Source organism: Aureivirga sp. CE67, assembly GCF_015767245.1.
GTDB lineage: Bacteria > Bacteroidota > Bacteroidia > Flavobacteriales > Flavobacteriaceae > Aureivirga.
The window spans coordinates 44,518-57,241 of record NZ_JADOTV010000021.1; the positions used below are offsets into that span (position 1 = coordinate 44,518).

General features: G+C 30.3%; 12 protein-coding genes. 6 read left to right on the forward strand and 6 right to left on the reverse strand.

Going from position 1 to position 12,724, the window contains the following annotated elements:
• Positions 1-334 precede the first annotated feature (334 nt).
• Positions 335-781 carry a GAF domain-containing protein gene (locus I0K12_RS18290; protein ID WP_196889588.1) on the reverse strand — a complete coding sequence of 149 codons (447 nt, stop codon included), beginning with the start codon at positions 779-781 and terminating at the stop codon, positions 335-337.
• Positions 782-999: 218 nt separating this feature from the next.
• Between I0K12_RS18290 and xrtF the strand changes: the two genes are divergently transcribed.
• Positions 1,000-1,566: an exosortase family protein XrtF gene (xrtF, locus tag I0K12_RS18295; RefSeq protein ID WP_196889589.1), complete on the forward strand. Its 567-nt coding sequence runs from the start codon at positions 1,000-1,002 to the stop codon at positions 1,564-1,566.
• Positions 1,550-1,981: an exosortase F system-associated membrane protein gene (locus I0K12_RS18300; RefSeq protein ID WP_196889590.1), complete on the forward strand. Its 432-nt coding sequence runs from the start codon at positions 1,550-1,552 to the stop codon at positions 1,979-1,981. The genes xrtF and I0K12_RS18300 overlap by 17 nt, the downstream gene beginning before the upstream one ends.
• 63 nt (positions 1,982-2,044) lie before the next feature.
• Here the strand turns inward: I0K12_RS18300 and I0K12_RS18305 are convergent, their stop codons facing one another.
• From I0K12_RS18305 to I0K12_RS18320, 4 genes are all read right to left on the reverse strand, one after another.
• Positions 2,045-4,417 (reverse strand): GAF domain-containing protein, encoded by a 2,373-nt coding sequence (locus I0K12_RS18305; RefSeq protein ID WP_196889591.1) that lies wholly within the window; start codon positions 4,415-4,417, stop codon positions 2,045-2,047.
• 113 nt (positions 4,418-4,530) lie between these two features.
• The gene (gene der, locus I0K12_RS18310) at positions 4,531-5,856 is read right to left on the reverse strand and encodes a ribosome biogenesis GTPase Der (RefSeq protein ID WP_196889592.1); all 1,326 of its coding nucleotides are present in this window, start codon (positions 5,854-5,856) and stop codon (positions 4,531-4,533) included.
• 113 nt (positions 5,857-5,969) lie between these two features.
• On the reverse strand, positions 5,970-6,998 hold the full coding sequence (locus I0K12_RS18315) for a threonine aldolase family protein (protein ID WP_196889593.1): 1,029 nt from the start codon (positions 6,996-6,998) through the stop codon (positions 5,970-5,972).
• Positions 6,999-7,078: 80 nt separating this feature from the next.
• Positions 7,079-7,924: a LysR family transcriptional regulator gene (locus I0K12_RS18320; RefSeq protein WP_196889594.1), complete on the reverse strand. Its 846-nt coding sequence runs from the start codon at positions 7,922-7,924 to the stop codon at positions 7,079-7,081.
• Positions 7,925-8,056: 132 nt separating this feature from the next.
• On the opposite strand from I0K12_RS18320, the gene I0K12_RS18325 reads away from it, so the two are divergent.
• Genes I0K12_RS18325 through I0K12_RS18340 form a run of 4 tightly spaced genes read left to right on the forward strand, consistent with a single transcriptional unit; the run spans position 8,057 to position 11,948 of the window.
• The gene (locus I0K12_RS18325) at positions 8,057-9,160 is read left to right on the forward strand and encodes a bestrophin family protein (protein WP_196889595.1); all 1,104 of its coding nucleotides are present in this window, start codon (positions 8,057-8,059) and stop codon (positions 9,158-9,160) included.
• 25 nt (positions 9,161-9,185) lie between these two features.
• Entirely contained in the window at positions 9,186-9,965 is a 780-nt protein-coding gene (locus tag I0K12_RS18330) for a 2OG-Fe(II) oxygenase (RefSeq protein WP_196889596.1), read from the forward strand.
• A gap of 4 nt (positions 9,966-9,969) precedes the next feature.
• Positions 9,970-11,304, forward strand: a complete 1,335-nt coding sequence (locus tag I0K12_RS18335; RefSeq protein ID WP_196889597.1) for an aldehyde dehydrogenase family protein — start codon at positions 9,970-9,972, stop codon at positions 11,302-11,304.
• A gap of 11 nt (positions 11,305-11,315) precedes the next feature.
• Positions 11,316-11,948, forward strand: a complete 633-nt coding sequence (locus tag I0K12_RS18340; RefSeq protein ID WP_196889598.1) for an SDR family oxidoreductase — start codon at positions 11,316-11,318, stop codon at positions 11,946-11,948.
• 168 nt (positions 11,949-12,116) lie between these two features.
• Here the strand turns inward: I0K12_RS18340 and I0K12_RS18345 are convergent, their stop codons facing one another.
• On the reverse strand, positions 12,117-12,548 hold the full coding sequence (locus I0K12_RS18345; protein ID WP_196889599.1) for a VOC family protein: 432 nt from the start codon (positions 12,546-12,548) through the stop codon (positions 12,117-12,119).
• Positions 12,549-12,724: the final 176 nt, after the last annotated feature.

The window sequence follows — 12,724 nt, forward strand, 5'->3', positions numbered from 1 at the left end:
ATTAAAAAAATGAATTATACCTGCCTTTTGTCTTAATTTTATTAAAAATAAATAATTATAAAAATTACAAATCTGTTTTTGGAAATAGAAGTTTAAAAACTTGTTGAACTTGAAAAAATTAGTGGAACTATTTAGATTTATAAAGTTATATTTTATTTTTTTCAAACAAAAACCCCAGAATCAAACTTTAAAAATTTAATTCTGGGGTTTTGTTTTTTTGGCTTAGGGATTGCAGCGGCATCCTTTTTTGCTTTTTCATTCTGTTGCTTTTAGCAAAAAAGATATAGCGGAAAGCCCGACCCGTTAGGGAAAGCTCCAAGTAAATAGTATATTTTTAGATAAATTCTGCCACCATTTTACAAACATCTTCTAAAAATCTTTCATCTTTTTCATTAAAAGCTGCTGGTGTTTTTGAGTCAATATCAATCTGCCCGATGTTTTCTCCATTTTTGAAAATCGGCACTACAATTTCCGACTTCACATAGATGCTACAAGCGATATAATTATCTTGTGCATGCACGTCATCTACCACAAAATTTTCATTGCTCACTGCTACTTGCCCACAAATTCCTTTTCCAAAAGGAATAATTGTATGATCCGTTTCTTCACCTGTGTATTGTGCAAGCTTCAATTCTGACTTATCTCCATTTTTAAAATAAAATCCAACCCAGTCATACGTATCTAATTCTCTTTCGATTGTATCTGTGATTGCTTGTAATTTTTCTTCTTTTGTGTTGAAAAGCTTGATTTGCTCTTCAATTTTTTGTTTTAATGCTTCCATGTTTATTTCTTTAGTGTAAATTTGGCTTTTAATTTAAATACTTTAAGTAGAATTTTGAATTAATTGAAATTTATCAATCTACTGTTTTCAAATGGGAACTCGTGTAAATATTTACGCACCCCTAGCCCCTCTCAAGAGGGGAATTTCAAAAACTGGATTTTTATAAAAATATTCGCAATTCCATTTAAGTAAACCTTGCAAAATTAAGGACAATTCACATGAAAAAAAACAAATATTTGTTGCTATTTCTCTTAAAGTTTTTCGGAACGTATTTTTTGCTATTTATACTTTACAATTCGTATTTAAATAGCAATCAGGTTACTGCCCCGTATTTTTCTTGTGAACCAATTACGCAAAATGTTGCAATGTTGACCAAACGGCTAGGAGACTTGGTCGGGTTTCCAATGCGATTATTACAAAGTGAAACGGACCTTTCTGTGTTGGTTTATACTAATTCAGAAAATCCAATTGTTGCAATTGTGGAAGGTTGTAACGCTATTAGTGTAATTATTTTATTTATTTCTTTTATCGTTGCTTTTTCTGGTAAATTTTTAACAACTTCCCTATACATTTTATTAGGTAGTATTTCGATTTATTTTTTCAATATTTTTCGAATTTTTACACTAATTATCATCCCTGAATATTATCCAAACTCGCAAGAATTCATGCATCATTATGTATTTCCAACGATGATTTATGGTTATACTTTTCTACTTTGGGTTTTGTGGATTAAAAAATTTGCCAGTTTCAATTTAAAAAAGAAAGAAGATGCACAGACTGCTTAGAATTTCTCTGATAATCGTCGGTTTTTTTAGTTTAATTATTGTTCGTTTTCTTTCTGATAAATTCTTGGAAGATCCGCTAAAAATCTTTTTTGAAACGAATTCTATTTCTAGTGTTTTGCCTAAAATTGATTTTTGGACACAATTCTTGAAAAATAGCTTGTTGTTTTTTTCCAATGAGATTATTTCTATCGGAATTCTTTTTCTTTTTTTCTTGGACAAAAATGTGGTGAAATTTGCTCTTTGGTTTTATCAAATTGCTTTTGTTATTCTAAGTATTTCTTTTTTTGTTTTACTAGAAATCAATAATCCAGATTATAATCGAATTCTATTTTACATTCGACGATTTCTGATTCATCCAATTTTTCTGTTAGTTTTACTTCCTGCTTTTTATTTTCAGAAGAAGAAGGAAATTTAAAACAAAAAAAGCATATTAAATTTTCACTCAATATGCTTTCTAATTTTTATTTCTTTTACCAAATTAACTCACAGAAATACTTTGTAATTCGTCAATTGTAATTGGTTCGATAATATTTTCATCGTAATTAATTTCAACACGTAAGGCTTTTAAACCTACAATTCCTTGAAGATCTTCGATATCTAAATATTCAACTGTTTCTTTCAGGTAATTTTTAGACTGTAAGAACTGAATATATTTCACATACTCCGCAGCTTCTTTATCTTGCGTGTAAACAATTGCTAATTTTCCAGGTTGTGTCAATCGCTCTGAAGTTCCTTTCACTAAAGATTTATCAATTCGTTTTTTAATAATTTCATAACGAATATTATAAGCTCCATTTACATCAAATTGCTTTTCATCCATTCGGAATTTAATCGAAAGTGGCATGTGATGCACTAAAACTAAAGAAGCAATTTGAAGCGAAAACTGATTTTCTTTTTCCAGTTGTTTCGCAAGATTCTCCATCTCACAAATAGATTGTAATTGCCATAATCTTAAATTATGCAGATACAACATATTGAAATTCTTATTTCGCACTAAAGACTGCCCGATATACATATTAAAATCAACACCATCAGTCTTAAATCTCTCGAAATAATGTGGAAACATATTCTGTGCTTCCACTTGCTTTGAATCTAGATAATCTGCTAAAACAGTATTCAAACGCGTTACATAATCTTCGTATGTTTTACGTTTTTCATAAACCACCATAATTTTCGGATCAATTCTTTCGTCATAAGCTTCTACTAAAGCTTTTAAACTAGAATTAATAGTTTTTATATGGCTAAATACTGGATAAATATCTTTTTTCAAAAAATCTGTAATTCCTACTTCATCTCCTGATTTTATTCCTTGTCTGATTTGTTTTAAATAACGATCAATTCTGAAAATCAACTCTTCATAAATTGGTAATTTATCCAACTTACAAGTTTCATTCAAAATTGCGATTGCCATTTCTAGTTGTGCAATCAAATCTTGTTGAATTGCTTTATTTCTAGCAACAGAAGAACCTTTGATATCACATTGTCCATAAATCGGATATACATTATCAAAAATAATATCTTCTAGTTTGGCATTTTTAATTTTATTCATTTTCTGAATCAAATAATTCTCTACCGCATCATGAAAACGCCATTTCACACTTGGATGAATAGACGTATAATGCTCTTGAATTAAAGATTCGAATTGATTGTATTCTTCTTGAACAGAACGCTGAACAGCAGTAATAAAAAGTGGTAAAATATCATCTAATTTCTGCACATTTACAGAATTCAGTTCATGTTTTCTTCTAGAACCAAGCTCCATAATTCCAAGATGATCTTCGTCTAGCTCAATAGGAACTAACACAAAACTTTGAATATCTTGTTTTTTTAGAACTGTATAAAAATCGTTATAGTCATTTTTCTCTCCGTAAAGTTCTAAGTCAGAAATCGTAAATATTTTCTTATGATTAAAAACATTATTCAAGATAGAATTACAGAAAAAATGTCTTGTACATTCACAATGAATTTCTTCAAAAAGTAAACTATGTACATTTTTCACTGCTGTTTTCTGTGTTTTAGACTCTGTTCTATTGATGATTGAAAATCCAAATTCTAAATCTGGAATATTCATCAATTTCCTTAAGTCTTCTTGAAAACGAAACACAGCTTCATCATCTTTTTCTAATAATGTCGTATGAATATTTGAAATAATTTCTTCTGTAGTAACATCAAAAAGATTCATGATTCCGAAACCATCAATAGTGTAGCTTTCTGCTGGAATTTTTTCTTTCCAAGCTTCAATATCATCAAAATTATCTAATAAATAATTGAAATCATCTTCTGATAAATCCGGAGAACCTTCTGTCTTTTTTATTTCACAAAAATCAGAGTTAAAAGCTGCTCTATAAGTATATAATTTATCTTCTTTTACATTTGGAATATCATAGAAAAACGGACGTTTCATATCAATATTCTTCCCATAATAAAGAGAAAGAACAAAAGAACAACACATCACATAAATCTTAGATTCATCGAAATTTCTGATTTGTAGATCAAATCCTTCTCCTGCATTATCTACAATATTTTTAAACCTTTCAGAAAGTTTAAACATGGTCATATCAAAAGGAATACAACCAGCTTTGATTTCGTTTTTCTCTAAAAATTCTGGAAAAAGAAAACGCATTAAATAATCTATCGGTTCCGCATATTTTTTCAATAACTGCAGATCTTCAAATCCGTGTAATAAATCTGGATAATCTTCAAAAATCTTCAATCCTTTTGGTGCTGCATCATGCAACACACTTTTCGGATCATTCGCATGTTTTTGCAAATAATCGTATATCGCTCTAAAATGAATATTAAAACGAACAGGTAAATCTCTTTTGTTATTTCTTGAAAAAATGATATCCATAGATTGTGTACTCTTTCTATTTCTTGTGAGCTACAAAAATACTGCTTTTTTTACAAAAACTAAAAAAACGCCCCGAATCGAGACGTTTTTTAAAGATTATTTTATGTTTTCTATTACTTTTTACGCATATAAATAGAAATTGGAACTCCAGAGAAATCATAGTGCTCTCTTAATTGATTTTCCAAATATCTCTTATACGGATCTCTTACATATTGTGGTAAGTTCGCAAAGAATGCAAATTGAGGTGTTCTTGTTGGTAACTGCATACAATATTTAATCTTCACAAATTTTCCTTTTGTTGCAGGTGGAGAATAGTTCTCGATAATTTCCAACATTGTTTCATTCAACTTACTTGTAGGAATTCTTCTCTTACGGTTTTTATGAACCTCAACAGCAGTCTCAATTGCTTTATAAATTCTTTGTTTTGTTAAAGCAGAAATAAAGACAACAGGAACATCTGTAAATGGTTCCATTTGCTTACGAACCATTTCTTCATATTTCTTCATGGTATTTGTTTCTTTATTTTCAACCAAATCCCATTTATTAATCAATACAACAACTCCTTTTCTATTCTTCTCTGCTAACCAGAAAATATTTTGATCTTGACTTTCGAATCCTCTCGTAGCATCTACTACTACAATCGCTACATCACAATGCTCAATTGCACGAACAGCACGCATTACAGAATAAAATTCTAAATCTTCTTTTACTTTAGACTTCTTACGAATCCCTGCAGTATCTACTAAATTGAACTCAAAACCAAAACGGTTATACTTCGTATCAATAGAATCCCTTGTAGTTCCTGCAATATTCGTTACAATATTTCTATCCTCTCCAATTAATGCATTAATAAAAGATGATTTCCCTGCATTTGGTCTTCCAACGATAGCAAATCTTGGTAAATCTTCTTTTTCTTCATCTTCTTCAGAAACTGGTTCTTCTTTTTCTTCTGGTAAAACTTTTACAAGAGCATCTAATAATTCTCCTGTTCCACCTCCATTGATAGAAGAAATTGGATAATATTCTCCTAATCCTAAATTATAGAACTCTAATGCATCATCCTGACGCATAGAATTATCTACTTTATTTACAGCTAAAAGAATTGGTTTTGTTACTTTTCTTAGAAGTTTCGCTACTTCCTCATCCATAGGAGTAATTCCATCTACAACATCTACAACAAAAATTAAAGCATCCGCCTCGTCAATAGCTAGCTGAACTTGCTTTCTAATTTCTCCTTCAAATATGTCGTCTGAACCTTTTACATATCCTCCAGTATCAATTAAAGAAAACTCTCTACCAATCCATTCACTTTTCCCATAATGTCTATCTCTTGTAACTCCACTAACCGAATCTACGATTGCTTCTCTTCTCTGTATTAATCTATTGAAAAATGTTGATTTCCCAACATTTGGTCTTCCTACTATGGCTACTATACTCATCTTCTATAAGAAATATATATTTTTTGCAAAGGTATCACTTTTTAAGTAATTAGATTATCTTAAAATTAGTCATTTTTAATTCTTTATAATAGAAGAACCTTTCTTTTCTTTTTTTATGGTTTTAATTTTTCAATAAACTCCTCTACTTTCTCTTCTTTTGTAGCCCAAGAAGTAACAATTCTAAGTGCAATATTATTTTCATCAATTTCTTTCCATCTATAAAAAATAAAATCTTTTTCTAGTTTTTGAATTAATTCTTTTGGTAAAATTGGAAAAATCTGATTTGTAGTAGAATCAGCTAACATCTTGTAACCTTGATCTAAAATAGCTTTCGTTAATTTTTCTGCCATTTTATTTGCATGCTTTGCCAAAGTAAAATATAAATCATCCTTAAACAATTCTCTGAACTGCGTACTCAAAAGTCTCCCTTTTGATAGCATTGCTCCTTTTTGCTTTATATGAAATGGAAAATCTTCTTGTAATTTTTCATTATTCACAACAATTACTTCTCCCAATAATGCTCCATTCTTTGTTCCTCCAATTGTAAATACATCTGTATTTTTCGCAACATCTTCTAAAGTCAAATCATTATCCGAAGCTGTAAGAGCAGCACCTAATCTTGCTCCGTCTAAGAATAAATACATCTTATTTTCTTTTGCAAATGCATACAATTCTTCTAATTCCTTTTTTGTATAAATCGTTCCTACTTCTGTAGAATTCGAGATATAAATCATCTTTGGTTTTACAACATGTGGACCAAAATCATGCTCTTTTAACACAGGAAGAATTAACTCTTTTGTTATTTTCCCATTTGTTGATTCTACAACATTTATTTTATGCCCTGTTGCTTCAATTGCTCCTGCTTCTCTAAGAGTAATATGCCCTGTATCTACAGAAATCACTGACTCATGAGGTCTTAAAGCAGAAGAAATTATAATTAAATTAGCTTGTGTTCCTCCTGAAACAAAAAATATTTCAGAGGAATTTTGATTCATTTTTTGATGTAAAATTGTTTTCGTTTCTTCAGCAATAACATCATTCCCATAACCTTCCATTTGCTGAAAATTACTTTCACTTAATGCTTTTAAAATAGCAGGATGCGCTCCCTCACTATAATCATTTAAAAAGCTATACTTCTCCATTTTTAAACTATAATTTTTATAGTACAAAGATATTACTCCTAAAACTCACAAACAATAACTATACATTTGGATAGTAGCAATTAGATAGTCAAAAACTTCTGTAAACGTTGTGATTTATTCTCAGAATTCCATGCTAAAACGATTCCTCTTTTAAATTCAATATTAGATAAAGGAATAAATCTTACATCTTCAGGATATTGTTTTGGTTTTGCCATTAGGGATATTCCTATTCCAGATGAAATTAAACCTAAAAGTACTTCGCTATGTTGGGCAGAAAAAACAGGAATTGGTTCTATTTTTCGTTTAGAAAATTCAGCATATATTTCTTGTGAAAGCATACAACTTTCATGTTTGATAAAAGGTTGTGCATCTATTGCTTCAATTTCTATTTTTTCTTTATTTGCTAAAGGATGATTTTTCGAAACAACTAGTTCTAATTTTTCTTCATATAAAAACCTTGATTCTAAATCTGATTTCTCTGTGAATTCTTGTTCTGAAAAAATAACATCTAGCTCATTTTTATGAATCAAATCCACCAACTCTTGCTCATTCCCTTCTACTAATTTGATTTGATAATTTGGATACAATTCTTGAAAACTCTTCAAAATTGGAATCACAAAATCCGTATGATGAATTGTTGCTAATATTCCTATTTTAATTTCTTTTGACTCTGTATCCTTAAATTCACCTTCGATTTCTCCCCACAAAGCCAAAAGTTGTTTTGCTTTTTCTAATAATACTTTTCCTTCTGAGGTTAACTCAACATTTCTTTTATCTCTTACAAAAAGTTTGCAATCCAGATATTCTTCTAATTTTTTAATTCCAGATGAGAATGTTGATTGTACTACAAAAACCTTTTCTGCGGCTTTTGTAAAATTCTTTGTTTCTGCTAAAACAACAAAATACTTGATAAACTGTAAATTCATAATCTATTTTATCGATTATTTTAATCTAATAAATCTGTTTTGCAAATATATAAATCTTACGTTAATTTGCATTTCCAAAACATAAATAAATATCAATAACCACTAAATTAAATAGTTATTAAATAAAACATCATGTATACTAAAAGAAATTATTCCTTAAAAACAATGCTAAATTGGACTAGAAGATATCTCTATATTTTCTTTCTTTTTTCTGCTATACCTGTTTTTTTATTCAAAATTATCGGATGGAATTGGCTGCACCTTCCTTGGCTTCCAATATCATTAATTGGTACTGCCTTAGCTTTTATTGTTGGATTTAAAAACAATGCAGCTTACGGAAGACTTTGGGAAGCTAGAAAAATATATGGAGGAATTGTAAATACTTCTAGGTCATTAACAATAATGGTAAATGATTTTATCACAAATGAATTTAGTCCAAAAAAATATTCTGACGAGGAATTATTTAAAATTAAAAAAAGAATAGTTCTAAGACATATTGCATGGATGACTTCTTTGAGATATGCTTTAAGGCAGATGAAACCTTGGGAAAGATCACATATCAATAATTCAGACATCGAACACATGAAAGCTGAAGGAATTAAGATTCATGAATGCTCATATACTTTAAAAGATGAATTAAAAGGATATCTAAGCAAAGAGGAAGAAAATGAAATTTTAAAGAAAACTAATAAGCAAACTGCAACTCTAAATCTACAATCAAAAGAGTTTAAAGATCTAAAATTAAACAAACTAATAGATGATTTCCGACACATGGAAATGGAGCGAATAATAGTAGAACTATTTACACTTCAAGGAAAAGCAGAACGTATTAAAAATTTTCCATATCCAAGACAGTTTGCTACGCTAAACTTATTCTTCATTTGGATTTTCGTTTTTATTCTTCCTTATGGAATCATGAATGAATTTGAAAAAATTGGAGATACTATTCTTGCGAATGCTAATAGTAATAATGGACAAATATTGGATTTAGTACAATATCATATTGGAGAAAATTTCGTTTGGCTATCTATTCCTTTCAGTATGGTTATTTCATGGATTTTCCACACGATGGAAAGAATTGGTGAAGTTTCTGAAAATCCTTTTGAAGGAATGTCAAATGATGTTCCGATAACAACAATTTCAAGAGCAATCGAAATAGATATGAGAGAGATGATTGGTGATGATGAAAATGAAATACCAAAACCAATTCCTGTCATTTCAAACACACAAATGTAAAATCAAAAAAACAAAAACAAGAATTATGAAAACAGATAATGCCGTAGCTATAAAAGAAAAATTCTTTGTAGTTACAAACGAACCCGGATTCCATGTTCAATCTTTACCAACATGGGCAGATAATGGAGATCTTAAAGAAATTTTTGATGAAAAATTTGATCTCAATAATGTAAAACGAGTAGAAATTCCAGAAGTACCAGGTGCTTTTCAATTACTAAATGTATTGACAGAAAGTGAAACTGAAAAAATTATAGAAATAGCAGAAACTTTAGGTTTTCACGAAGATTCTCCTGTTTCCCTTCCACATAGTGTTCGACATAATGAAAACTTTAATTGGGTTGCAAGTGAAATAGTTGATCATACACTTTGGAATCGTTCAAAACATTTAGTGAATGAAGAATATAAAGGACAAACTGCTAAAGGTATTAATGCTCGATTTCGATTTTATAAATATGGAGAAGGAGATTTCTTCAAACCACATACTGATGGCGCATGGCCTGGAAGTAGAGTTATAGATAATAAATTAATTCCTAATGCTTATCCTGGTTTATATAGTCAATATACTTATTTGATTTTATTAAGTGATGATTTTGAAGGAGGAAGTACTGAATTTATGGTTAGTAAATCTGATCCTACTAAACCAGCTAGAATCGAATCTGATATGAATATTGTAAAAATAAGAACTCCAAAAGGAGCTATTTTATGTTTTCCTCATGGAACACACCCTCTTCATTGTTTACATTCTAGTGAAAAAATAACAAAGGGTGTGAAATATATTATTCGTACAGACATTTTATTTGGTTAAAAAAATGGAAAATATCTTAAAATCGTATAATCCAAGTAATGGAGAAATCGTTGGTGAATTGGAAATTACGCCAATCGATAAAATAGATGAAATCGTTGAAAACGCTAGAATTGCACAAAAAAGCTGGAAAGAATTAAGTGTTGATAAACGAATTCAATATATAGAAAAAGCTTCGCAAAAAGTAAATACAGAAATAGAATCTTTAGCTATTCTTTTAAGTAAAGAAATGGGAAAAGACTATCGAAGATCTTATGGAGAAGTAAACGGAAGTGCACAAGGAGCTCCATATTACGCAAGACAAGTAAAAGAAGCTATTCAGACAAGAAAAGTAAGTGGTGGTAAAATTCAATACAAACCACTTGGGGTTGTTGCAGTTATTTCTCCATGGAATTATCCTTTAGCAATGGCTACTAATTTGATCATCCCTGCTTTAGTTGCTGGAAACACAGTTGTATTCAAGCCTTCTGAAGAAACGCCTTTGATTGCAAAAGCTTATGTAGATATTTTAAATCAATATTTACCTGAAAATGTAATTCAAATTGTAATCGGTGATTCCAATCAAGGTAAAAAATTAGTAGATAGTAACATTCATATGGTAGCATTTACAGGTTCTCAAAAAGCTGGAAAAGACATCATGAAAAGAGCTTCTAATTCTTTGAAAAGACTTGTAATGGAGTTAGGAGGAAATGATCCTATGATTGTTTTGGAAGATGCACATATCGATTCTGCAGCAAGATTTGCTGTAGCAAGTAGTTTTGAAAATGCTGGACAAATGTGTACCTCAACGGAAAGAATTTATGTTCATGAATCTATTGCTGAAAGATTTGAAGAGCGTGTTGTGCAATTTGCGTCTCATTACACTTTAGGACCTTGGAACCAACAGAATGTTAATATCGGACCTATAATTAATGAAAAACAACGCTCAAAGATTATCAATCATATTGAAGATGCTGTCTCAAAAGGAGCAAAAGTTCTTTTAGGAGGTAAAGATCATCCGGAACATTATATTTCTCCAACTGTATTGACAAATATACACTCGAATATGTTAATGGAAAAAGAAGAAACCTTTGGTCCTGTGGTAAGTATTAGCAAGTATGATGACCTTGAGGAAGCAATTCAAAAAGCAAATGATTCAGAATATGGTTTAGGAGCAGTTGTTTATGGAGCTAAAGAAGCACAAAACGTTGCAGAAAAACTAGAAGCTGGAATGGTTGCCATTAACGGAAGTGTTGGTGCTGGTGGTGACGCTCCTTGGGTTGGTGCTAAACAAAGTGGATTTGGTTATCATGGCTCTATTGAAGGTCACAGACAATTTACACAAGTAAAAGTAATAAGTTAAATCTAAAACATATGAAAGTAGTAGTTGCTGGCTCAAGAGGAGCTATCGGAAAAATGTTAGTGAATAAACTAATTCAATCTGGATATGATGTTACAGCTATTGTTCGAAAAAAAGAACAACTTGAAGATCTTAAAAATGAAAACATCCATGGTATTTTGGCTGATGTTTCTGATTTAAATTCTCTATTAAATGCTACAAAAAATGCAGATATTGTTTATTTCACAGCAGGTTCTAAAGGAAAAAACTTAATAGGTGTAGATCAAAATGGTGCTATCAATTTGGCAAAAGCTGCAATTGAAAATAAAGTGCAGCGATTTGTTTTATTAAGTTCTATTTATGCTGGAAGACCTGACGAAGGTCCTGATGAGCTAAGAGATTACTTTCATGCTAAAAATATTGCTGATCGTTTTGTAGAAAGCTCTGAATTGAATTACACAATTGTTAGGCCTGGATTTTTGTATAACGAAAATGCTAAAAACAAAATAAAAACGGGAGAAGCTTTTTCTGGTAAAGAATCGAAAATAACAAGAGAAGATGTTGCTACAATTCTATTGAATGTAATCAAACATGAAAATACTATTAGAAAAACATTTGAAGTTATTGAAGGAAAACAACCAATTAAAGAAACGCTTTCTGAATTATAAAAACAAAAAAGCTGTATCAAATTTGATACAGCTTTTTTGTTTATTAAATATTATCAAGTTAAAATCTTATTAGGAAATTTTATTTAATTTAAAACACACCCCTAACCCCTCTCAAGAGGGGAATTTGATTATCTGTTTATAAAGTCAAATATGATAATATCTTTTTTTCTACTTTTCTTCTAACTGACAATTAATCATCCATTGGATTCCAAATTTATCAGTAAACATTCCGAAGTATGCTCCCCAGAAAGTTTCTGCAAGTGGCATTGTTACTTTTCCATCTGCAGAAAGTGCATTGTATATTTTATCTGTTTCTTCTTTAGAATCTGTATTGATCGAAATTGCAATATTATTTCCTGAAACTTCTGCTACTCCAAAAGCTGGATTTGCATCACTTCCCATCAATACAGTTTCTTTTGAAATTTTCAATGTTGCGTGCATTACTTTATTTGCAACTGCATCTGGCATTGGTTCTTCAGAAGGCATTTCACTAAATCGGTTAAAATCTGCAAATTCTGCAATTCCGAAACATTCTTTATAAAAATTGAATGCTTCTTCACAGTTTCCATTAAAAGTTACATAAGGATTAATTCGTGCCATGGTTTTATTGTTTTGGTGTTTTATTGTTTGGTTATTTTTTTAATGCGTTAGGGATTGTAGCGGCATCCTTTTTTGCTTTTCTTCATTCTGCTACTCTAGCAAAAAAGATATAGCGGAAAGCCCGACCTTTTGCTGAGTTTTCGAAACGAAGAAAAAGGGAACGCCCTAAAAATTTT

Coding starts and splice junctions, on each gene's coding strand:
- I0K12_RS18290 (WP_196889588.1), bottom strand. CDS start 781: ATGGAAGCATTAAAACAAAAAATTGAAGAGCAAATCAAGCTTTTCAAC.
- xrtF (WP_196889589.1), top strand. CDS start 1,000: ATGAAAAAAAACAAATATTTGTTGCTATTTCTCTTAAAGTTTTTCGGA.
- I0K12_RS18300 (WP_196889590.1), top strand. CDS start 1,550: ATGCACAGACTGCTTAGAATTTCTCTGATAATCGTCGGTTTTTTTAGT.
- I0K12_RS18305 (WP_196889591.1), bottom strand. CDS start 4,417: ATGGATATCATTTTTTCAAGAAATAACAAAAGAGATTTACCTGTTCGT.
- der (WP_196889592.1), bottom strand. CDS start 5,856: ATGAGTATAGTAGCCATAGTAGGAAGACCAAATGTTGGGAAATCAACA.
- I0K12_RS18315 (WP_196889593.1), bottom strand. CDS start 6,998: ATGGAGAAGTATAGCTTTTTAAATGATTATAGTGAGGGAGCGCATCCT.
- I0K12_RS18320 (WP_196889594.1), bottom strand. CDS start 7,924: ATGAATTTACAGTTTATCAAGTATTTTGTTGTTTTAGCAGAAACAAAG.
- I0K12_RS18325 (WP_196889595.1), top strand. CDS start 8,057: ATGTATACTAAAAGAAATTATTCCTTAAAAACAATGCTAAATTGGACT.
- I0K12_RS18330 (WP_196889596.1), top strand. CDS start 9,186: ATGAAAACAGATAATGCCGTAGCTATAAAAGAAAAATTCTTTGTAGTT.
- I0K12_RS18335 (WP_196889597.1), top strand. CDS start 9,970: ATGGAAAATATCTTAAAATCGTATAATCCAAGTAATGGAGAAATCGTT.
- I0K12_RS18340 (WP_196889598.1), top strand. CDS start 11,316: ATGAAAGTAGTAGTTGCTGGCTCAAGAGGAGCTATCGGAAAAATGTTA.
- I0K12_RS18345 (WP_196889599.1), bottom strand. CDS start 12,548: ATGGCACGAATTAATCCTTATGTAACTTTTAATGGAAACTGTGAAGAA.